The 20,908-nt window shown below is 65.8% G+C and carries 18 protein-coding genes; 4 read left to right on the forward strand and 14 right to left on the reverse strand.

Translation table 11 applies throughout. The annotated features are described in order from the left end of the window. Positions 1–4 precede the first annotated feature (4 nt). From IB236_RS01535 to IB236_RS01555, 5 genes are all read right to left on the reverse strand, one after another. The gene (locus IB236_RS01535; RefSeq protein ID WP_370539869.1) at positions 5–469 is read right to left on the reverse strand and encodes a hypothetical protein; all 465 of its coding nucleotides are present in this window, start codon (positions 467–469) and stop codon (positions 5–7) included. Next, positions 460–1,566 (reverse strand): plasmid recombination protein, encoded by a 1,107-nt coding sequence (locus tag IB236_RS01540; RefSeq protein ID WP_192418447.1) that lies wholly within the window; start codon positions 1,564–1,566, stop codon positions 460–462. Before IB236_RS01540 ends, IB236_RS01535 begins: the two co-directional genes overlap by 10 nt. Continuing rightward, positions 1,559–1,939 (reverse strand): hypothetical protein, encoded by a 381-nt coding sequence (locus tag IB236_RS01545; RefSeq protein ID WP_225580899.1) that lies wholly within the window; start codon positions 1,937–1,939, stop codon positions 1,559–1,561. The genes IB236_RS01540 and IB236_RS01545 overlap by 8 nt, the downstream gene beginning before the upstream one ends. 490 nt (positions 1,940–2,429) lie before the next feature. Continuing rightward, the gene (locus tag IB236_RS01550; RefSeq protein ID WP_192418449.1) at positions 2,430–2,930 is read right to left on the reverse strand and encodes a hypothetical protein; all 501 of its coding nucleotides are present in this window, start codon (positions 2,928–2,930) and stop codon (positions 2,430–2,432) included. Positions 2,931–3,025: 95 nt separating this feature from the next. Beyond that, positions 3,026–4,387 carry an integrase family protein gene (locus IB236_RS01555; protein WP_192418451.1) on the reverse strand — a complete coding sequence of 454 codons (1,362 nt, stop codon included), beginning with the start codon at positions 4,385–4,387 and terminating at the stop codon, positions 3,026–3,028. 499 nt (positions 4,388–4,886) lie between these two features. Here IB236_RS01555 and selD point away from each other — a divergent pair, with 499 nt between their 5' ends. Next, positions 4,887–5,954, forward strand: coding sequence for a selenide, water dikinase SelD (gene selD / locus IB236_RS01560; protein ID WP_146872158.1), 1,068 nt, complete (start codon positions 4,887–4,889; stop codon positions 5,952–5,954). Next, positions 5,939–7,045, forward strand: coding sequence for a tRNA 2-selenouridine(34) synthase MnmH (gene mnmH / locus IB236_RS01565; RefSeq protein ID WP_192418453.1), 1,107 nt, complete (start codon positions 5,939–5,941; stop codon positions 7,043–7,045). The genes selD and mnmH overlap by 16 nt, the downstream gene beginning before the upstream one ends. On the opposite strand, the gene IB236_RS01570 is transcribed toward mnmH, so the two are convergent. The 7 genes from IB236_RS01570 to IB236_RS01600 all read right to left on the reverse strand — a co-directional run bounded on the left by IB236_RS01570 (position 7,046) and on the right by IB236_RS01600 (position 15,662). Beyond that, a complete protein-coding gene (locus IB236_RS01570; protein WP_192418454.1) occupies positions 7,046–9,382 on the reverse strand; it encodes a CHASE2 domain-containing protein in 2,337 nt (778 codons plus the stop codon). Between the two features lie 103 nt (positions 9,383–9,485). Further along, positions 9,486–11,228 carry a FecR domain-containing protein gene (locus IB236_RS01575; protein ID WP_146872155.1) on the reverse strand — a complete coding sequence of 581 codons (1,743 nt, stop codon included), beginning with the start codon at positions 11,226–11,228 and terminating at the stop codon, positions 9,486–9,488. A gap of 74 nt (positions 11,229–11,302) precedes the next feature. Continuing rightward, positions 11,303–12,001 carry a response regulator transcription factor gene (locus tag IB236_RS01580; RefSeq protein ID WP_192418456.1) on the reverse strand — a complete coding sequence of 233 codons (699 nt, stop codon included), beginning with the start codon at positions 11,999–12,001 and terminating at the stop codon, positions 11,303–11,305. A 118-nt stretch (positions 12,002–12,119) separates the two neighbouring features. Further along, positions 12,120–13,127, reverse strand: coding sequence for a formylglycine-generating enzyme family protein (locus IB236_RS01585; RefSeq protein ID WP_192418948.1), 1,008 nt, complete (start codon positions 13,125–13,127; stop codon positions 12,120–12,122). 47 nt (positions 13,128–13,174) lie between these two features. Beyond that, positions 13,175–13,435 (reverse strand): hypothetical protein, encoded by a 261-nt coding sequence (locus tag IB236_RS01590; RefSeq protein ID WP_121943550.1) that lies wholly within the window; start codon positions 13,433–13,435, stop codon positions 13,175–13,177. 196 nt (positions 13,436–13,631) lie between these two features. After that, positions 13,632–14,930, reverse strand: coding sequence for a tryptophan--tRNA ligase (locus IB236_RS01595; RefSeq protein ID WP_192418458.1), 1,299 nt, complete (start codon positions 14,928–14,930; stop codon positions 13,632–13,634). Positions 14,931–14,993: 63 nt separating this feature from the next. Then, complete coding sequence (locus IB236_RS01600; RefSeq protein WP_056060897.1) at positions 14,994–15,662, reverse strand: site-2 protease family protein; 669 nt, start codon at positions 15,660–15,662, stop codon at positions 14,994–14,996. A gap of 246 nt (positions 15,663–15,908) precedes the next feature. Here IB236_RS01600 and IB236_RS01605 point away from each other — a divergent pair, with 246 nt between their 5' ends. Then, on the forward strand, positions 15,909–17,057 hold the full coding sequence (locus tag IB236_RS01605) for a methyl-accepting chemotaxis protein (protein ID WP_192418460.1): 1,149 nt from the start codon (positions 15,909–15,911) through the stop codon (positions 17,055–17,057). A gap of 113 nt (positions 17,058–17,170) precedes the next feature. Here the strand turns inward: IB236_RS01605 and IB236_RS01610 are convergent, their stop codons facing one another. Both IB236_RS01610 and IB236_RS01615 read right to left on the reverse strand, forming a co-directional pair. Further along, on the reverse strand, positions 17,171–17,806 hold the full coding sequence (locus tag IB236_RS01610; protein WP_056060901.1) for an L-threonylcarbamoyladenylate synthase: 636 nt from the start codon (positions 17,804–17,806) through the stop codon (positions 17,171–17,173). Positions 17,807–17,903: 97 nt separating this feature from the next. Beyond that, the gene (locus IB236_RS01615; RefSeq protein WP_056060904.1) at positions 17,904–18,761 is read right to left on the reverse strand and encodes a 3',5'-nucleoside bisphosphate phosphatase; all 858 of its coding nucleotides are present in this window, start codon (positions 18,759–18,761) and stop codon (positions 17,904–17,906) included. A 183-nt stretch (positions 18,762–18,944) separates the two neighbouring features. Between IB236_RS01615 and IB236_RS01620 the strand changes: the two genes are divergently transcribed. Continuing rightward, complete coding sequence (locus IB236_RS01620; RefSeq protein WP_192418461.1) at positions 18,945–20,732, forward strand: methyl-accepting chemotaxis protein; 1,788 nt, start codon at positions 18,945–18,947, stop codon at positions 20,730–20,732. Positions 20,733–20,908: the final 176 nt, after the last annotated feature.

A 20,908-nucleotide genomic window follows, 5' to 3' on the forward strand; every position in this document is an offset into this window, starting at 1 on the left:
TTTTTCAGAGCAACGAACCTTGCACGGCGGTCGCATCAGCCCCCATGCCCGGCGCAGCCTCCTCGCTTGTGAAGTCTGCGCACCACTCGCGTGCAATGTCTTGCAGGGCCTGTAGCTGCGTGATTTCATAGGTCAGGTCTGCGTGTCGCTGGTCGCTGTGCTGCATCATCCAATCGGCAAGGGCCTCTATCCGCTCATGCAGGCCCTGAATCCTCCTTTGCAGGGTAGCGATGCTCTTTGCCGCTTGCGGGTCGCTGGCGATGATTCCGAACTGCTCGCAGACTGCGCGAAGCTGGAACGGATGCACCAGCACATGGTGTGGCTCGTCGATGCCGTCTTGTTGCGTCAGCAGGATGGCCCGCCCGTGTTGGTCGTTCACAGCTTCGGCGGTCAGGTGGTGGTGGGTGAGTTTGTTTTGCATGGTCGTGGCTTGTTTGGTTGCGGTCGATTGCATGGGCGTCAGTCCCACGCGCTCAGGTCGTGGCTGTACTCGTCGCGCTCTCGGGTCAGGCCGTCGTCACCAATGCGCAGGGCGGGCGCCGGTCCTTGCCTGGGCGACTTGTGCGAGTGCCGTGCAATGGCCTGTTGCTGCGCAGCGCGGGCAACACGCAGGCGGTCTTGATGTGGTGCCGTCCATTGCGAACGGCGGCCCACGATGTTCCAAAGCTTCCCCGGCGATGTGATGGCAGGCAGGGGCTCATTTGAGGATGGGGAATGGGCGAACCCTACACAGGATAGGGTTTGATATTTCTCCCCCTCGTTTTGAAACCCTATGGGGATTGATTCAATCCCTATGGGGCTTCGCGGGGGTTCGCTGTGCGGCGGCTTGTCCGATGGGCGGATGGTGTTCGCGTCGATTCCCAATGCCAACATTGCTGCGGTCGGGTCACGCTCGATGCAGGCCACCACATAGGGCCACAGCAGCCCGTTCGCGGCGGGCAGCCCCAGCACCTCACAGCGCCGATGCACGGCGGCAATGGCCCATTGCTTCGCAACTCCGCGCAGCTTTGCACCCGTGTGTTTCAGGCCAGCAGGCCCGGCCACCTTTGCGAAGAACCTCTCACGCAGGCGCTTCAAGGCTGCGCGGTCGATAGGTGCGCTGCCTACGTGTGCGCCATCCTTCACAGGCAGCAGCAGTACATGCAGGTGCATCGCGGCCTCGTCGCGGTGGACTACCGCACTCAGCACTGGCAGGGCCAGCGCACCAGCCAGCCAGGCAAGGCACCTTGCGAAGTAGTCGGCAGGGTCGGGAACTGCGGCCAGTTGCGGCAGGCTAAAGACCGCCTCTATGGCTTGGCAATGGTCACGGCGCAGACTGCCGCGCACGATTCCCGCACCGGCCTTTAATGCCTCCGCCTGGGCGCATACCTCGGCAGCCGTAGCAGGCCCATGCAAAACGGTGTTGCCGTGGCTGCGCGCCGGGTCTATGTGGCCCGTAGCGCCTTGCTCTGCCTGTATCTCGCGCAGGTTGTGCCGGGCGGCTTCCATCAGGGTGCAGGGCTTGCGGCCATTCACGCGGGACAGGCCGATGCTCTTCACGGCAAAGTGGGCGATGCTTTCAGCCATGTGCGCCCCCTTGCTCGCGCTTGGCGAGCCACTGGAGAACTGCGCGACGGCCTTGCGGCGTCAGCCAGTAAATGCCAGGGCGTGCAATGCAGCCGTCACGGTCGATGACCTCGATGCGTGTGCAAGGCAAGTGCGCTTTACCCAAACCATATTCACGCAGTCGCCGGATCAGGTCGGGGCCGTTTGCGCAACCCACCTCCCGATCAAAAGCCTCACGGGGTACGGATGGACGGCGCAAAAGGAAGTCCAGCGCGCGCAACTCGCGCGGGTTATCCGTGCCCCGGAACGTTGCGGGGTGCTCACTGGAATCGTGGGCTGCGGCCTCGGGGAAAAAGCCCACTTGAATCTTTGACGGAACGGCAGGCTTTTTCATTTGCGCCCCCCTTTCCGAAACCAGCGGGAAGGGGTAGCGCACCACAGCGCCAGCAGCAGGCGGTTGATTGCGGTGATCATTACAGCACCCCCAACGCTGATTTGATCCCAGCCACAGGCCAGCCCAGGCGGCCATTGATGCGCACAGGCCGCAAGCCTTCGGGGAAAGTCTCAGAGCAGGCCCAGCCCCTCAGTGTCTGCGGGCGACGCAGGAGGTAATAGGCGGCTTGCTCAGTCGGAACCGTGGGGCGGTTGACTTGTTCCAACGGTGGGAACTGCTTTTGAATGGGTGCGGCGGTTTGGGTAGTGCCGCTGTGCTCTGGTGCGTCCAGTACATGCGGCTGTCGCGTGGTCGTAGATTGCATTGCTAATCTCCTGCGCCATCTCGGCGTTAGGGTTGCCCCGGCCACCATGGCGCGGGGTACGGTTGGCGCATCGCTGCGTTGAACCGTTGTCTTAAATGTAGATTCGCATCTGTCCCGAAAAATGGGCTATTTTTCAGGAAGTTTTCTGCCCCACTTCTGGGGCTTCTGGTCGCTAATCACGTTCCTCATTGTTTTGAGCTTTTGTTGGTACTCCTTCGACGTAACTTTTAAGGGATTAAGTCCAAGCTCCCGGAAGAGTTGTTGAAAGTGCCATGTAAGAACTTTTTGTACCCCAGGCGAGCGGCCTTGATTGCGTTCCTTGAATTTCGGTAGGCACTCGCGCTCGTACCATTCCGCCAAATTGAATTCCCCGTGCTTTTTCGGGCGACCTCTCCCGCGCTTTATGGTCGGCTGCGTGGGAATCATGGTCAACGCGTTATGCAAAAGGTCGATGTGGTTGCGCAGCATTGCGTTGCTCTCGCGCAGTTCTGCAACCAGCTTTGAGTGCGCTTCAAGTTCAGCAACCGTGGTGCCCCATCCATCCAGCGCGTGTTGGTGTGCATCCCGGACGGCCAGCGCGAATGTTTTCCAATCGCTGAGGCTCCATCCTTCTTTATCAATGTCCAATGGGCACCCCCTCAGTGCAACCCTGAATAGGAGCCCCAGCAGGCGGGCAGGGAAACCCGCTTTTCGGTTCGCGGGCCTAGCTGGGGCAAACTGATCTACGCGGCGGCGACTACACGCAGCCCACCGGGTTGGGCTTGGACATCGAAATGGATGCCCGCCTGTTCCAGAATCCACGTCTCGATGCGCTCATGGTGTACGCGCAGAAGGTCCAGCGGACGCACCGTGTAGTGCTTTTCAGCGGTCGCGCTGGGCTTGTGGCCCATGATTTGAGCCACGACACCAGCGGGGATTTCTAGCCACTCGGTCAGGCTCTTGAACGACCGGCGCAAGCCGTGGATGGTCAGCCCTTCAATACCGGCTACAGCACAGGCGTCATGGTGGTTATTTCGGGCGATGACAATGCGGCCACCTTTGGCGCTGGCGCTTGAGAAAACCCATTCATTGCGGCGCGGCAGGGCTTGCAGCAGATGCCAAACGTAAGACGTCAAGGGAATGACGCGCACGCCGTCCACACCTCCTTTGCTGGCGTCCTTATCGCGGATGGTCAAGCCGCGCCATTTGGTGTTCACATCCTCCCAGCGCAGGCCCAGCACTTCACCAGCGCGGGCACCCGTCAAAAGCAGCGTTTGCAGATATGCGGCCACTACTGGGTTTTGTTGCTGTCGAACGGCGTCAAACCATGCGGGCAATTGCTCTTTGAGCAATGCGTCTTGCTTCACTCCTGCCTTACCCAGTGACTCGCGGGCCTTCTTTGTTTTGGCAGGGTTTGAGCTGGGCAGCACTGGCGCATATTCCGGCTGTTCCGCGCACCAGCTTAGAAATGCTTTCAGACATCGCCACGCAAGGCGGGCAGCCGCCGGGCGGGTTTGTGTCTCGCGCGCGGCCCAGGCCTCAATAACGGGCGCGGTCAAGTCACGGAGCGCAAGCCCCACCAGCGGATGCAGGATGCCGGGTGCAGTCACGCCACCAGCAGCCCGCTTAGATGCAACTCCGCCGGGCTTCACCAGCAAAAGGTGCTCGCTGTAGTGGCGCTCTCCCCAGCGCAGGCGGCGGGCGTCCAAGTAAATGGCCCATACCTCGCCAACGGTCACAGCCTTGGCAGCGGCGGCGGCCTTGGCTGCGTCCTTATCGGCGCGTTGCTTGCGCTCTATCTCTCGGGGGTCTTGTCCGTTATCCAGCACCACGGCAAGGCGGCGGGCTTCGATGCGTGCCTCTTCAATGCTCCACAGCTTTACATCCCCAAGGGTGCGGCGAATTGTTTGGCGGTTCAGCTTCGCCTCATAGACAAACGACTTGGCACCTGCCGCAGTCACACGCACGCGCAGGCCCGGCGCTTCGGTGTCGCGCATGAAGGCCTGTTGCTTGCCGTTGGGGCAGGTCAGGCGCTCGATTGCCCCGGCGGTCAAGTTCACCCGTTCGGACAGGTCGGGCGTGTCGGCTTTTTTAGGGCGGGCCATGCTGATGTCTCCGGCATTTCTGGCTACACGGATCACTCATGTAGCCACCATGTAGCCAAAAAATCCCAATTTTGGGGAATTTCAATCAACACAGTCACTGTGATTTTTTCCAGTGATTATTTGGTAAGATGTTGATTTGTAATGATTCTATCAGCGCCAATCAACACTGCTAAATGATTCGAAGGCCTGACTCGAAATCAGGCGTAGTGGCAACACTACCGTGGGTTCGAATCCCACCCTCTCCGCCAGCATCAAGGCCCTGTAGCTATCTAATTAATAGCACAGGGCCTTTTTCTTTGGGTCCGTTGGAACAACTCAGGCGGCTCGCTGGCCCGCTTCGGATGTCCCAGGTGAAGCGGCTCGCAGATTCGCCATGGTGTTCATATCGCTGTGCGGGCGCAGGAGGGGTAGGGTATTCGTTGCAATGCATGGCCGCGTTCCGCGCAGCGCCAGAATACGGGTAGCGCGCCCCGCGCGTGACGCCACGAAAGAACCTCGCATGCTTCCTGAGACCCTGACAACATCCCCCATCCGCCTGACCCAGTACAGCCACGGCGCGGGCTGTGGCTGCAAGATTAGCCCCAAGGTGCTGGACGTGATCCTGGCGGGCAGTGGAGCGCAGCACCTGGACCCCCGGCTCTGGGTGGGCAACACCTCGCGGGACGATGCGGCGGTGTATGCCCTGGATGCCGAGCGCGGCGTGGTGTCCACCACCGATTTCTTCATGCCCATCGTGGATGACCCGTACGACTTCGGGCGCATTGCTGCCACCAATGCGATCAGCGACATCTACGCCATGGGTGCCGATCCGCTGATGGCCATTGCCATCCTGGGGTGGCCGGTGAATGTGCTGCCGCCCGAGGTGGCGCGTGAGGTGGTGCGCGGGGGGCGTGCGGTGTGCGACGCAGCAGGCATTCCCCTGGCAGGCGGTCACTCCATCGATGCGCCGGAGCCCATTTTCGGTCTGGCGGTGACGGGCATCGTCGAAAAGCGCCATCTCAAACGCAACGACACGGCCACGGCGGGTTGCCGGCTGTATCTGACCAAGCCCCTCGGAATCGGCATCCTGACCACCGCAGAAAAAAAGGCCAAGCTGCGGCCCGAGGATGTGGGCGTGGCGCGCGACCTGATGTGCACGCTCAACCGGCCAGGGAGCCGATTCGGCCGGCTGGCCGGCGTGCAAGCGATGACGGATGTGACCGGCTTCGGCCTGTTGGGGCACCTGGTCGAGATGGCCGAGGGCAGCGGCTTGAGCGCCGTGATTGACTACGCAGCCGTGCCCCGCCTGGAGGGGGTGGACTACTACATGGATCAGGGCTGTGTGCCCGGCGGCACGGTGCGCAACTTTGACAGTTATGGCGCCAAGATTGCGCCCCTGACGGAGGTGCAAAAGCACCTGCTGTGCGACCCCCAGACCAGTGGGGGGCTGCTGGTGGCCGTGAGTCCGGAGGGCGAGGCCGAGTTCCTGCAGGTGGCCGCGGAACTGGGCCTGGCGCTGCAGCCCATCGGCCAGCTCACCCCGCGACAGGCCTTTGCCGTCGAGTTGCGCTCATGCCCGACAACCTGACGGACTACCGGCACATCTTCCTGAACGATGTGCCCATGATGGATGTGCGCGCGCCGGTGGAATTTGGGCAGGGCGCGTTTCCTGGGGTTGCCAACCTTCCCCTGATGGACGATGGCGAGCGTCAGCAGGTGGGCACCTGCTACAAGCACAAGGGCCAGGAGGCCGCGATTGCGCTGGGGCACCAGCTGGTGTCTGGCGGCATCAAGCGCCAGCGCATTGAGGCGTGGGCGCAGTTTGCGCAAGCGCATCCACAAGGCGTGCTGTATTGCTTTCGTGGCGGGCTGCGCTCGCAGATCGTGCAGCAATGGTTGCTGAACGAAGCGGGCATGGACTACCCCCGCGTGGTGGGGGGCTACAAGGCCATGCGGGGTTTCCTCATCGGCACCACGCAGGCTGCGGCGGCGGAGTGTGGGTTTGTGGTGCTCAGTGGCCTGACCGGCACCGGCAAGACCGAGGTGATTGCGCAGCTGGCCAACGGCTTGGACCTGGAAGGCCATGCCAACCACCGTGGCTCCAGTTTTGGCCAGCGCGTGAGCGGCCAGCCGACGCAGATCGATTTTGAGAACCGGCTGGCCATCGACGTGCTGAAGAAACGAGCACAGGGCCATGCGACTTTTGTGCTGGAGGACGAGGGGCGCCATGTGGGCAGCTGCTCGGTGCCCCTGGAGCTGCGGCAGCGGCTGGAGCAGGTGCCCATCGTCTGCCTGGAGGACGCTTTCGATGCCCGTGTGGAGCGCATCTTGCGCGACTATGTGTGGCAGCAGTGCGCAGATTTTGTGGCCTTCCATGGCGAGGTAGCGGGTCTCAACCTGTTTGCAGCGCGGCTGCTCGACAGCCTGGGCAAACTCGCCAAGCGCCTTGGGGGCGACCGCTACCAGGCGCTTCGTGGGTCGATGCAGGCAGCGCTGGTACAGCAACGCAATCAGGGTGACCTGTCGCTGCACCGCGGCTGGATTGCTGCACTCATGCGCGACTATTACGACCCGATGTATGCCTACCAGCGGCAAAGCCGGGCTGATCGCATCGTTTTCCAGGGCGACCACCGGGCGGTGCTCGATTTTCTGCAGTCGCAGTCAGCCCCTCGCCGCTAGCTATTGCTCGTCGTCGTCCGGCGGCGCATCCAGCCGCTGCGGCAGCACCAGCCGGAACTCGGCCCCCCGCCCTACGTCGCTGTCCACCTCCAGCGCCCCGCCGTGGCGCAGCACGACGGTCTGCACCAGTGCCAGGCCCAGGCCGACCCCTGCTATGGCCGGGTGGCTGTGGTCGTGCAACCGCTGGTAGGGCGTGAACAGGCGGCCTTGCTGCTCGGGGGCAATGCCCGGGCCCTGGTCCCGTACCGACACCACCCAGTGCGTACCCCGCGCCACGATGGCGCACTGCACCGTGCCGCCATCGGGGCTGAACTTGATGGCGTTGTGGATCACGTTGGTCAGCGCGCGGGACAGCAGGGCGCGGTCGCCCAGGCAGGGCGCAGTGTCTGGGGTGGACACCGTGCGCACGTCCACGTTGCGGTCGCGGGCCAGGGTCCAGAGGTCGTCGGTGGTTTCAGAGAGCAGGGCAGCCAGGTCCAGCGGCGCCATGCGGTATTCCTGCGTCTGCGCGCTGGCCAGTTGCACAAAACTTTCGGCCATGCCCAGCGAAGCCTGTGCATAACGTTCGATGCGCTCCAGCAACTCCTGGTCCGACAGGCGGCCGGGGTAGGCACGCTGCATCTCCAGCAGCGTCAGGATGGACGCGTTGGGCGCGCGGATGTCGTGCGAGATGAAGTGCATCGCCTGGTCGCGTTGTTGCAGCGCACGGCGCATCTCGGTCAGGTCCACCAGGGTCAGCAGCCAGCCTGCATTGGCCAGGTTGGTGAAAGGCTTGCACTGCACCAGCAGACTGCGGCCCCGGGCGTCGGTGCCCTCGGTCTGTTCTGGCAAGACAGCATGGTGCAAGGCTGCCTGGGTAACGATCGGCTCTTGAGTCCCTGTCTGCACCAGGTCGGCCAGCAGGTCCACCACGGACAGGCCCTGCAAGGAGGGCTGGGCGGGCCCACCCAGGTGTTGGCGGGCCGCCTGGTTGGCCAGCAGGATTTCACCGTCGGGGGCGCAGACGATGGTGGGTGAGGGCAACTGCTGCAGGCTCTCGCTCACGAACTGGTGCAGGTCACGCAGCTGGCGGGATGCGCGCTCCACGGCGTTGATGCGGCGTTCCAGAAAGTCGGCGGAGTCTCCGGGCCGTCTACGCAACCGCATGGCCAGGCCTTGGCGCTGCAGGTTCTCCATCTCCAGCCGCAGAAAGTGCGCAGCCGCGCTCAGGCGCCGCCAGCTCCACAGCGGGTAGGCCAGCGCCAGGCCCAGCAAGGCGGCGGCCGGAGCGAACTGCAGACCTGCCCACCAGGGCAGGGCCATGCTCAGCAGCAAGGTGGCCAGGGCCAGCCCGGCGCTGGTCAGCAAGGCGGCCAGGGGGCCGATGAGCAGCAAGGCCACCAGCGCACAGGCCACAGGCACCAGGTTGAAGGCGATGTTCAAGGCCTGCGGTGCGCGCACGATGTGTTCGCCGGCCAGGCGGGCATCCAGCACATGGGCAACCACCTCCACGCCCGGCATCAGGCGCGACTGCTGGCTGACGGGCGTGGCAAACATGTCGCCCAGACCCGAGGCTGCAGCGCCGACCAGCACGTACTTGCCCTCCAGTGCTCCGGCTGGCACCTGGCCACGCAGCACATCAATGTAGGAGTAGGTGGTGAAGGGCGATGGCCCGGCGGCGTAGGCGATGAGCGTGGGGTCATTGCGTTGCCAGGGGCTGGTATCCGATGCGCTGGCAGGCGAGGGCGCGCAGGCGGCCACAGATTGACGGTCTGCCACGCACTGCAGCGCCATGCTGAAGTGGTGCCAGGGGGCGGCTGCCGGGCCTTCCTGCAGGTACAGGCTGCGCACCACGCCATCGCTGTCGGGCGCCACATGCACATGGCCCAGGCCTGCGGCGGCCTCGGCAAAGGCGGGCCAGGGCAGGTCGGTCTGGTTGCTGACCGGGCCATAGCCGCGTCGCAGCACGGGCAGCACCACACGGGCGCTGCGCCGGATGGCGTCGGTGAGCAGCACGTCGTCCTCGGGATAGTCCAGGTCGGCTTCGTTGAACAGCACGTCCATGCCGATGGCACGGGGGTTCTGGGCGGTGAGGCGCGAGATCAGCTCGGCATGCAGCGCCCGGCGCCAGGGCCAGCGGCCGATGGCGGCAATGCTGGCGTCGTCGATGGCCACGATCACGATGTCGGGGTGTGCGGGCCGCGAGACCAGTCGCATGCCTGCATCCTGCACCAGGTGGTTGACGCGGCTCAGACTATCCGCGGTGCTGAGCCAGGCCACCAGCGCCATCAGCGCGCAGGCCAGCAGCGCCCATTCCAGGCGGCGTCGGCGGCGGCGCAGGTGGGCGATGGTCAGCATGAAAGGGGTGGTGGGATGCGGGGCGTCTGCTCAGCGCATGCCAGGGCCGCTGCGCGTGCTGGTGCGACCCGCACGGCTGGGCTGGACGGGCTCCATGCCCCGCTCAAGGGCGCCCCACGGGCGTGCCGCTGCTGGTGGACACCGGCAAACCCGCACCGGTGCGGATGCCAGTGCCCACGCGGATCTTGCGCGGGGGGGAGAAATCGCTCTCCAGCCCGCTGGCGTCCAGCACCTGGATGCGCACCAGGTACTCGCCGGCAGCGAGGTTGCTGGCCGTCCAGGTCGGGGCGTCGAGCACGGTGTCCTCTGCGACCTTGGCAAAGTCCAGATCGGTAGCCACAGTGCGCTGCAGCCGGAAGCGCTGGCCGGCCTGGGCGGGCCAGTGCAGGCGCACCGTCGGGTCTCCGTCCTCCGCCTGCAGGGCTTGCAGGGACAAGGCGGTCGGCCGGTCGGCCACCGTGAACGGCTGTGGCGGTGCAAACGGCCCCTGGTCTGCCTGCCCGTCGGACAGTGCCAGCAGGCTGGCGATGCGCCAGAAGTAGCTGCCTGCGGGCAGCGCCCCCAGGGGCAGGCGGCATTCGGTCAGGCGCTGCTCGTCGCGCAGGGGCTGGGTGAACTGGGCGTCGGCGGCCACCTGCACGCGGTACCAGCGCACGCCGGGGACTTCCGTGCAGCGCAGCTCGGCCGCGCCACTGGGTACGACGGCGCCGGGCGCAGGGTGCTGGTACAGCGGTGCGACCGGGCGTGTCTTGACGGTGAACGGCTGCACGGCAGGCAGGCCCGCGATGCCTGCATCGTCCAGCGCCCGCACGGCCAGGTAGTAGCGGCCATCGTCCAGCGCCTTCCAGCGCAGGCGGCCGTCGGGGAAGCTGCCATGGCGCAGCACCTGGGTGAACGCCGGGTCCTGCGCCACCTGCGCCACATACCGGGTGGCCCCGGAGGCCATGGGCAGGTCGATGGCCAGCAGTCCCGCATCGCCCAGTGTGGTGGGCATGCCGGAGGTATCGGGGGCGGGCAGCAAAGGACGGGGGGCGCCCACCGTGCCATCCGTGGCCACTGCCAGACCCTGGCCCGGAGCCAGCAGCGCGGTCGGTGCCTTGAGTGCAGCGCCGGGCTCGCTGTCAGTGTCACGCCGCGATTGCACCGCGACAGAGCCATGCTCTACCGACGCCGTGGTCTGGCCCGAATCGGCCAGTGCCACGCTGAACTGCGTGCCCCGCACGCTGGTCACCGCCAGCGGTGTGCGGATCTCCATGCGGCGCAGGGGCTCGGCGCTGGGGGGCACGGTCGATTCCACGCCGCCCTTGTGCATCTCCAGCACTGACTGCACGCTGCCAGCGCGCCCCCGCCGACGCAGCTGGCGCAGCTGCAGCTCGGACTGCGCCTGCACCCGCACCACGGTGCCATCGGCCAGCTGCACTGCCACGAACGACTCGGGGCCCACCTTCAGCTCGGTGCCTTCTTCCAGCTTGCTGCCGGTCGCAATGGGGGCGGGCGTGCCGCTGCCCCGCGCCTGCGCCGTGACCTCGCCCTGCACAAACTGTACGGTGGCCGATTCGCTGGGCTGCAGCCGCACGGGGATGAAGATCAACGAGCCTGGCTGCAGACGCTTGGGGTCGGCCACCTTGTTGCGAGCTTGCAGCAACGGCCACTGGCGTGGGTTGGCGAGGTAGCTGCGGGCCAGTCCTTCCAGGGTGTCGCCCTCTTTCACGGCGTGGGCAATTTCATCGCCTTGTTGGGGGGCTGCCGGGGTAGCGACCGGCTGGGCCGAGAAGGCCGTGCTCGCCGCCAGGCACAACAGGGCTGCAGCAAGCGAGTGCATGCGAAACGGCAGGGGGGTGATCAAGTCATGTCTCCTTCATGGGGCACGGTACGGGCAGGCGTGCTGGTGGCAGAGCCCGCCGGACTCTATCGCGGCCTTCAGCCTTTGTGCAGGGCTTCGACGGCTTCAAAACGGTAGCCCACGCCATACACCGCTGTCACGATGAAACCGTTGGCGGGGCGCAGGTCGAGCAGGGTGCGCAGGCGCGAGATGTGGGTGTCCAGCGAGCGCGACATCACATCGGCTACCTGGCCCCAGACGACTTCCTTGAGGTGGTCGCGCGACAGCAGTCGCCCCATGTTCTGGAACAGGAACAATGCGAGGTCGTATTCGCGGTTCTTCAGCTCCACCGCCACTCCGTCCATTTCGATGGACCGGGTTTCGGGCAGGAAGCGGTAGCGGCCAAACTCCATCACGCCGCCGGTGTTGTCGGGGTAGGCGCGGCGCAGCAGGGCGGCCACGCGGGCATTGAGTTCGCCGATGCGCACGGGCTTGACCATGAAGTCATCCGCCCCGCTGCCCAGGCCTTCCACAATATCGCGCTCCTCCTGGCGGTGCGTGACGAACAGGATGGGCACGCGGGCTGCAACGTTCTGGCGCACCCAGCGCACCACCTCGGGCCCGGTGGTGTCGGGCAGGTGCCAGTCCACGATCAGCAGGTCAAAGGTTTCGCGGCGCAGCGTGCGCATCAGCTCCGCACCCGTCAGGTGGGTATGGCACACATGGCCCATCGCCTCCGTGGCCTGCATGATCAGATCCAGCTGAAGCGCATCGTCGTCCAAAGCGGCTATGCGCATGGTTCTCCCCATCCAAAATCGAACTGCGGATTATTGGCCATAACTACCACGGCGCGGGCTCGCGCCGAGCGGAGCGCGAGGGGATTTGACATTTGTTAACCCTCCCGGCCTGTGGTGGTCACTGCGCGGGGGGCTCTGCCGTAGTCTCACGCACCAGCCGCATGCCGACCAGCGTGTAGCGGGTCTCCGGGCTGTTCCAGTTGCGGTAGCCGCAGCGTGCATAGAGCGCCCAGGTGTGCCACGAGCCGCCCCGGCGCACACGCACACTGCCCTCGGCCGGACCGGTGGGGTCATTGCGTGGAGACTCGGCGTAGTAGGTGTCGCCATGCCAGTCGCCCGTCCACTCCCAGGCGTTGCCCAGCATGTCGTACAGCCCGAAGGCATTGGGGGCAAAGCGGCCTACCGGCGCGGTAAACGCGTATCCGTCGTTGCCCGCCAGCGCATGCTGGCGCCAGCGTGACCACTGAGGTGCCGCGGCCTGGTCGAAGGTGTTGCCTGCGGAGACCAGTTCTTGCGGGTTGTCACCATGCGGGTACAGGCTGCGGCCGCCCGCGCGGCAGGCGTATTCCCACTCCGCCTCGGTGGGCAGCCGGTAGCGGTGGCCCTCGGTGCGGCTGAGCCACTGGGCCATGGCCTGCGCGTCGTTCCAGGTCACGTTCACCACCGGATGATCCGGCCCTTGCGCAAATCCCGGGTTGCGCCACGAGTAGCGCGGGTCGCGCCCCTCGAACGCATCGCCGCGCCGCGTGGTGGCCGGGTCGTAGGCGGGGTTGTAGCCATAACCCCCAGTGCCGTCAGCCTCAGACTCTGGCCGGTAGCCGGACGCCTCCAGGAAGCGCTGGAACTGCCCCACCGTGACCTCGTGCTGGCCAAGGTAGAAATCGCGGGTGATCCGCACCTCGTGCGCTGGCGATTCATCTGCCAGGTCGGTCAGGCGCTTGCGCTCCAGCAGCGGGAAGTTCTTTTCCAGCGTTTCGACGGGGGGCACGCCCCCCATCCAGAAGGTGCCCGCAGGCACACGGACAAAGGCCATGCCCAGGCTGTTGACCCAGGGCGACGTCACCGTGCCCGCCTGGGTGGACGGTGTGTGCTGGCAGCCTGCCAGCAGCGCGGACAGCGCCAGCAAGGCCGCACCGCTCGCCCAGCTGCGGCACGCTGGTGGGGCGGCTGGCCTCAAGGCTTGTCCTGCAACTCGCTCACGCATTCAAACACCAGACGCGAGCCATCGTTGCGCAACAGTTTGGCGTGCAAGGCCATGCGCTGGCATTCGCGGCTGGCCGCCGCATACGCCTGGGAAGTGTCGGGCCCGTAGACCGGCACGCTGAAGGTGCGGTCGCGGCCCGAGGCCATGGGGCCCGATGGGCCGTAGGGGTTGGTGGCATTGCAGCCGGCCAGCAGGGCCAGCACTGACATCGAGGCACACAGCAGTTTCATGGGAGTCTCCCGAGCAGATCAGGGAACCCAGTTTACGCACATGCCCTGCACGCCGGGCATGCTGCGCGCCCTTCAGAGTCGATGTACGACGCGATTTTTGCCATTTCAGGCCAAAGGCGCAATCAGTATATGTCTTCTTTGCTATCGAAAAATGAGCGTGTGCGTGCAGGGCGCTGGCGCGGGCCACCTGCCTGGTTTATGCCGCTGCCTCGGCCAGCGCCTGCAGGGCGGCCGTCACTTCGGCAGCTTCCACGCCGTCCACGGGCGCCAAACGCGGGGCCAGGGTCTGCAGGGCTGCGCTGTCCTTCTGCAACTGGGCAATCGCCTGGCCAGCCTCCTTGGGGGCGTCAAAGCCCGTGCTCTGCAGCAGCAGGCGGCCGTCGGCGGCCACGAGCTTGAAGTAGAACTTGCCGTCGGCCTCGCGGTACTGCTTGAAAGCGGGCAGGGCGGCCTTGGCGGCCTTGGCCGGTTTGGCGGCTGTGCTGGCCTGCACCAGGCTGCGCAGGCCCACGGCGCTGCGCAGTTCGCGGATGAACGGCGTGGCCAGCGCGCGGGCGCGCTCGGCACCGGCCAGCAGGGTCTGTTCGATGCGGGCGGGGTTGTGGATGAGTTCTTCGTACTGCGCGCGCATGGGGGCGATCACCTGGTCCACGCGCTCCAGCAGCAGGTGCTTGGCGTCGCCCCAGGCAATGCCGTCGGCATAGGCCTTGCGCAGGGCCTCGGTCTCTTCGGGCGTGGCAAAGGCCTGGTAGATCTGGAACAGGGCCGAGCCTTCGACCTCTTTGGCCTCGCCGGGCGCCCGCGAGTCGGTCAGGATGCCGCCGATGAGCTTTTGCAGCTGGGCGCGCGAGCTGAACAGCGGGATGGTGTTGTCGTAGCTCTTGCTCATCTTGCGGCCGTCCAGCCCGGGCAGTGTGGCCACGTGGTCGTCGATGGCCGCCTCGGGCAGCACAAAGTGCTCGCCGTACAGGTGGTTGAAGCTGGCCGCCATGTCGCGGGCCATCTCGATGTGCTGGATCTGGTCGCGGCCCACCGGTACCTTGTGGGCCTTGAACATCAGAATGTCCGCGCCCATCAGCACTGGGTACATGAACAGGCCTGCGGTGACACCATCGTCGTGCTCGCGCCCGGCGGCGGTGTTCTTGTCCACGCTGGCCTTGTAGGCGTGGGCACGGTTCAGCACGCCCTTGCCGGTCACGCAGGTCAGCAGCCAGGTCAGCTCGGGGATCTCGGGGATGTCGGACTGGCGGTAGAAGGTGACCTTTTCAGGGTTGAGCCCTGCAGCCAGCCAGCTGGCCGCGATCTCCAGCGTGGAGCGCTGGATGCGCACCGGATCTTCGCATTTGATGAGCGCGTGGTAGTCGGCCAGAAAATAAAAGCTCTGCACGCCGGGCGTGAGGCTGGCCGCCACCGACGGGCGGATGGAGCCGACGAAGTTGCCCAGGTGGGGGGTGCCGGTGGTGGTGATGCCGGTGAGAAAACGGGTGGTGCTCATGGGAAACAAAAACTCAGCAGATCAAATGAACAGGTAGTGGCGGGCTCACAAGCTGTGCTGCGCTCAGCGCAGCAAGGCCGTCAGCGGGGTGAGCAACAGGTTGATGGCGGTGTAACCCACGGCCATCAGGGGACGCAGCCACAGCGTGCCCACCACCCCGGCGATCACCAGGCCCATCACGATGAAAAAGCCCCAGGGCTCGATGCGCGACACCATATGGGCCTGTTTCCAGGGCAGCAGGCCCACCAGAATGCGCCCGCCATCGAGCGGCGGCAGCGGAAACAGGTTGAAGGCCCACATCACCAGGTTGACCATGACCCCGGCGCGTGCCATTTCCAGGAAGAAGCGCTCCTCGATCCCCGTGCCCACCAGCACCACCAGCAGCACGGCCCAGGCGATGGCCTGGATGAAGTTGGACGCGGGCCCCGCCAGGGCCACCCACACCATGTGCTTCTTGGGGTTGCGCAGATTGCCGAAGTTGACCGGCACCGGCTTGGCGTAGCCAAACAGGAAGGCGCCCGAGGTCGCAAAGTACAGCAGCAGCGGCATCAGGATGGTGCCGACCGGGTCAATGTGCTTGAAAGGGTTGAGCGTGATGCGCCCCATCATGTACGCGGTGTTGTCGCCAAAGTGGCGCGCCGCGTAGCCATGGGCCGCCTCGTGCACGGTGATGGCAAACAGCACCGGCAGGGCGTAGATCAGAACGGTTTGGATGAGATTGGAGGTGTCCACGCCGGGATTGTCTCAGACGCTCCGCTGTCCCCGGCGTTGCCAGGGTGACCCGGCGGGTGTTCATGCGCCCAGGGGTTGGCGGGTGTTGTGGGTTATACGTATGCCGATGGGCCTCCATGCGGGGGTGTTCGTTGCTAGCATCGGCCTCTTGCCTGCGGCCCGTGCCAGTTCGTGCCCTTTGGCGCGCAGTGCTGCGCGGCGGCCCCTCCCACAACGACATACAACAGGCCTGGAGACATTGAAGCCATGTGGAACAACTTGAAGATCGGAACGCGCCTGTTGCTGGCGTTTGGTGGCCTCGCACTCGTCGTGCTGCTGCTGATGGTGATGGCACTGTCCGGCATCGGCGGTGCCGAGCAGGCGCTGCAGGGCACCACACCCCCGGCCCAGGCGGCGCTGGCGCAGTTGCAAAGCGCGCGCACCTGGGTGATCGGTTGCAGTGTGGTTGTGTTTTTGCTGGCTGTGGTGGCCACGCTCAGCCTGCGCGCCAGCGTCGTGGCGCCGCTCAACCAGGCCATCCTGATTGCCGAAACCGTGGCGTCCGGCGACCTGAGCCAGGAGTTCAACTCCGACCTGGAGGGCGACTTTGGCCGCCTGCTGGGCGCGCTGGGCACCATGGAGGACACGCTGACCGACCTGGTGTCCCGCATCAAGCAAAGCACCGATTCGATCACCGCCTCTGCGGCAGACATTGACCATGGCAACACCGACCTGTCGCGCAGGGCGGAAGACCAGGTGTCGTCCCTGACCGAGACGGCAGCCAGCATGGAGCAGCTGACAGCCACCGTGCGCCAGAACGCCGAGCGCGCCCATTCGGCCAGCGGCCTGGCCGTGCAGGCGTCGGCGATTGCCGAGCAGGGCGGGTCGGTGGTGGGCGAGGTGGTGCAGACCATGCAGGCCATCAGCGGCAGCTCGCGCAAGATCGTGGACATCATCCAGGTGATCGAGGGCATCGCCTTCCAGACCAATATCCTGGCACTCAATGCTGCCGTGGAGGCCGCGCGTGCCGGCGAACAGGGCCGGGGTTTTGCCGTGGTGGCCAGCGAGGTGCGCAACCTGGCCCAGCGCAGCGCGGTGGCGGCGCGCGAGATCAAGGCACTGATCAGCGCGTCGGTCGAACAGGTGGAAAGCGGCGCCGGTCAGGTGGGCAAGGCGGGCAAGACCATGGAAGAGATCGTCGGCGCCGTGGGCCAGGTGAGCGCGCTGCTGGGCGAAATCTCCACTGCCCTGCGCGAGCAGAGCGAAGCCATCAGCCATGTCAACGTGGCCGTGTCGCACATGGACGGCAGCACGCAGGAGACGGCCTCGCTGGTGCAGCATGCGGTGAGCACGGCGTCGGCATTGTCGGCACAAGCCCGCGACCTGGAGCAGGCGGTGGGGGCGTTCAAGCTCTGACGAATTCCTGAGCCGCTGCGCGGCTCTCCCCTCCAAGGTGCGCTACCGGCGGCTGAGCGAAGCCCGCTGCACCGCAGCGAATGTATTGGGGGTGGCGCCGCTTCGGCGGGCTCTTACAGCCCCAGCGCCTGCAGGCTGCCCCGGCCTTCGCGCACCACCACCGGGTCGCCGCCGGTGCCCATGGGGGTCAGGTCCACCACCGTGGTGGGCTCCAGCGGGCAGGCCCCGGCATCGACGATGGCATCCACCAGCTTTTCATAACGTTCGCGGATTTCCTGCGGGTCGTTCAGGGGCTCGGTCTCACCCGCAGGGATCAGCGTGGTCGCCAGCAGCGGGGCGCCGTGCAGCTCCAGCAGCAGCTGCAGGCCTTTGCGGTCGGGCACCCGCAGCCCAATGGTCTTGCGCGAGGGGTGGCTCACGCGGCGGGGCACTTCCTTGGTGGCTTCGAGGATGAAGGTGTACGGGCCTGGCGTGCCCAGCTTGAGCAGGCGGTACTGCCGGTTGTCCACCCGTGCGTAGTTGGCCAGCTCCGACAGGTCGCGGCACAGCAGCGTGAGGTGGTGCTTTTCGTCCACCTGGCGGATGCGGCGCAGGCGGTCCACCGCGTCCTTGTCGTCCAGGTGGCAGACCAGCGCGTAGCTCGAATCCGTGGGCACGGCCACGATGCCGCCCTTTTGCAGCAGCAGTGCGGCTTGCTTGAGCAGCCGGGGCTGCGGGTTGTCGGGATGGGCTTCGAAATACTGGGCCATGGGGCAGGTTCTCAGTGATGCGTGGCGCTGCGCTTGGGTGCCTTGCCTGGTGGCAGATCGTCCAGGGGGCGGCTGGCGCGGCTGCGGCAGCGCGGGGTCAGCGCAAAATTCGGTCGGACAGCAGTTCCCACACGGGGGTCAATGCGCCGGGCAGCAGGGGCAGCGTGCCCAGGTCGGTGTGCGACTCGTCGGGGCTGTGGAAGTCGCTGCCACGCGATGCGGCCAGGCCAAACTCCTGCGCCATGTCGGCGTAGGTCACGTACTCGGCTGCGCTGTGGCTGCCCGTGACGACCTCGACCGCCCGGCCACCGTGCTGCTTGAATTCGGAGAACAGCGCGAATTCTTCATTGGCGCTGAACTTGTAGCGCGCCGGGTGGGCGATCACCGCCATGCCCCCGGCCTGTGTGATCCAGCGCACGGCATCCCCCAGGCTGGCCCACCGGTGGGGCACGTAGCCCGGTTTGCCTTCGGTCAGGAATTTGCGAAACACCTCGGAGGTGTCCTTGCACACGCCGGTTTCCACCAGAAAACGCGCGAAATGGGTGCGCGAGATGAGTGCCGGGTTGCCCACAAACTGCAGCGCCCCTTCGTAGGCGCCCTTGATGCCGACCTGGGCCAGCTGGGCCGCCATCTCCTGCGCCCGCTCGCCGCGCCCGCCGCGTGTGGCGGCCAGGCCCTGGGCCAGCTGGGTGTCGTCAGGGTCAAAGCCCAGACCCACGATGTGGACAGTGGTGTCGGCAAAGGTGACCGAAATCTCAGTGCCGGTGAGGTAGGCCATGCCTTGGGCGCGGGCGGCAGCGGCCGCACGGTGCTGGCCGCCGATCTCATCATGGTCCGTCAACGCCCACAGCTCCACCCCGTTGGCCTTGGCCCGCGCGGCCAGGTCTTCGGGCGTCAGGGTTCCGTCGGAAACGACGGAATGGCAGTGCAGGTCGGCGTTGAGTATGGAGGTCACCGATTCATTTTAGGGCTTGTACTGATAACGCGCCCCACGGAATCCATTAACACTTGTTACATGCACACTTCGCCTGGCTGGCGGGTGTTCAGCCGGGTCGAACGCCGGCAGTGTGGTGGTTTTCCTTGGGCAAGATACAACAACGCGGAACCTTGGGGTTTTTGCAGAGCATCAGGAGCAACCATGAAATTCAATGACCTGCGCGTCGCCCACAAGATGTGGAGCGTGATTCTTGGCCTGCTGGCGCTGATGCTGGTGGCCGCCGTCTGGACTCAGTGGTATGGGCGGCAGGTCACTGCTGCGACCGAAGAGTCCGTCAACAAATACGAGTCCGCCATCACCACGGCGGTCAGCTGGCGTGGCCTGGCGGAAGTGGCGGTCACCATGTCGATGGCCGGGTTTGTGACCACCGACCAGGCGCTCAAGGCAGATTTTGATACCCGGGTGGCTGCGCTCACCGCACGCATCACCCCGGTGCAGGAAAAGATCAACAAGGCGGCGGTGTCCCCCGAGGACAAGGCGGCATTGGCCGCGGTGGCCGCTGCGCGTGCCGATGTCCGGGGCCAGACCGACAAGCTCAAGGAGCTGACCGATGCGGGCGATGCCGCCGCCAAGCAGGCCTATGTGGACAAGGTTTACCGGCCCAAGGTGTTGGCTTATCTGGAGTCGATCGACAAGTTCGTGGCCGTGCAGGAGCGCCAGCGTGACGATGCGGTGCAGGCCGCACGTGCCACGCGCGGCAACCTGGTGCTGATCGGGGCTGCCGCAGCCATCGCGGTGGTGGCCCTGGGCATGCTGCTGGCGGCCCTGCTGGTGCGCTCCATCACGCGGCCGCTGGATCGGGCCGTGGTGCTGGCCGAAGCCATTTCGGCCGGGGACCTCACCCAAGACATTCAAGATGACCGCAAGGATGAGTTGGGCGTGCTCACCCGGGCGCTGTCGGCCATGTCGTCACGGCTGCGTGGTGTGGTGAGCGAAGTGCGCCAGGGGGTGGATTCGGTCTCGTCGGCGTCGGTGGAGATTGCCAACGGCAACCACGACCTGTCGGCGCGCACCGAGCAGACGGCCTCCAACCTGGAAGAGACGGCAGCGAGCATGGAACAGCTCACGGCCACCGTGAGCCAGTCGGCCGACACGGCCCGCCAGGCCAACCAGCTCGCCGGCACGGCAGCCCAGGCCGCAGCGCGGGGTGGCGAAGTGGTGGGCCAGGTGGTCACCAGCATGCAGCAGATCACCGACAGCAGCCGCAAGATCAGCGACATCATCGGCACCATCGACGGCATCGCCTTCCAGACCAACATCCTGGCGCTGAACGCAGCGGTGGAAGCCGCCCGGGCCGGCGAGCAAGGCCGTGGGTTTGCGGTGGTGGCCAGCGAAGTGCGCAGCCTGGCGCAGCGCAGCGCCGAGGCGGCCAAAGAGATCAAGACCCTGATCAGCGCCAGCGTGGAGAACGTGGAATCGGGCTCGGCCCAGGTGGCGCAGGCAGGGCAAAGCATGCAAGAGATCGTTGCCAGCGTACAGCGGGTGAGCGACCTCATCGGCGAGATCACGGCCTCCTCGACAGAACAGCGCGACGGCATCGCGCAGGTCAACCAGGCCGTCACACACCTCGATCAGATGACGCAACAGAACGCGGCGCTGGTGGAGGAGTCCACGGCCGCAGCCGCCTCGATGCGTGACCAGGCACAGCACCTGGCGCAGGTGGTGTCGGTATTCAACGTGGGAGCGGTGGCCACCCGGGCGCCGGCAGCGGCACCCCGCGCTGCAGCACCGGCGCCTGCGCCACGGCCTGCGCCGGCCGCCAAGGCCCCACTGGGCAACAAGCCTGCCACCGCCAGTAAGGCGGCCGCCAGCGCGCCCAAGGCCCCATCGCGGCTGGCGCCGCCAGTTGCACCCGCAGTCACACAGTCGGCAGCCCCTGCGCCCAAGGCTGCGGCCAAGGGCGGGGACGACGACTGGGAAAGCTTCTGATTCCTGGCCCTTGCGTGCCCTGAAGGCTCAGGGGCGTAGGCCTGTCAGGGCCCGCAATACTGGGACCAGAGGCTTGGGTGTGGCGGGCTGGGACTTGTGTGCCGGTCTGGCCCCGTCAGGCCGTGGGTTCTAGCGCCTGTTCGATCTGTCTTCGTTCGCGCATTCCTGGCGGATTT

Origin of the sequence: Acidovorax sp. ACV02 (assembly GCF_014851475.1) — a bacterium.
Taxonomy (GTDB): Bacteria; Pseudomonadota; Gammaproteobacteria; order Burkholderiales; family Burkholderiaceae_C; genus Acidovorax; species Acidovorax delafieldii.

What these genes read in the sequence shown, in the direction of transcription:
- IB236_RS01540 (WP_192418447.1), bottom strand. Translation starts at nt 1,566, where the DNA reads ATGGCTGAAAGCATCGCCCACTTTGCCGTGAAGAGCATCGGCCTGTCC.
- IB236_RS01545 (WP_225580899.1), bottom strand. Translation starts at nt 1,939, where the DNA reads ATGAAAAAGCCTGCCGTTCCGTCAAAGATTCAAGTGGGCTTTTTCCCC.
- IB236_RS01555 (WP_192418451.1), bottom strand. Translation starts at nt 4,387, where the DNA reads ATGGCCCGCCCTAAAAAAGCCGACACGCCCGACCTGTCCGAACGGGTG.
- selD (WP_146872158.1), top strand. Translation starts at nt 4,887, where the DNA reads ATGCTTCCTGAGACCCTGACAACATCCCCCATCCGCCTGACCCAGTAC.
- mnmH (WP_192418453.1), top strand. Translation starts at nt 5,939, where the DNA reads ATGCCCGACAACCTGACGGACTACCGGCACATCTTCCTGAACGATGTG.
- IB236_RS01570 (WP_192418454.1), bottom strand. Translation starts at nt 9,382, where the DNA reads ATGCTGACCATCGCCCACCTGCGCCGCCGCCGACGCCGCCTGGAATGG.
- IB236_RS01580 (WP_192418456.1), bottom strand. Translation starts at nt 12,001, where the DNA reads ATGCGCATAGCCGCTTTGGACGACGATGCGCTTCAGCTGGATCTGATC.
- IB236_RS01590 (WP_121943550.1), bottom strand. Translation starts at nt 13,435, where the DNA reads ATGAAACTGCTGTGTGCCTCGATGTCAGTGCTGGCCCTGCTGGCCGGC.
- IB236_RS01595 (WP_192418458.1), bottom strand. Translation starts at nt 14,930, where the DNA reads ATGAGCACCACCCGTTTTCTCACCGGCATCACCACCACCGGCACCCCC.
- IB236_RS01605 (WP_192418460.1), top strand. Translation starts at nt 15,909, where the DNA reads ATGTGGAACAACTTGAAGATCGGAACGCGCCTGTTGCTGGCGTTTGGT.
- IB236_RS01610 (WP_056060901.1), bottom strand. Translation starts at nt 17,806, where the DNA reads ATGGCCCAGTATTTCGAAGCCCATCCCGACAACCCGCAGCCCCGGCTG.
- IB236_RS01620 (WP_192418461.1), top strand. Translation starts at nt 18,945, where the DNA reads ATGAAATTCAATGACCTGCGCGTCGCCCACAAGATGTGGAGCGTGATT.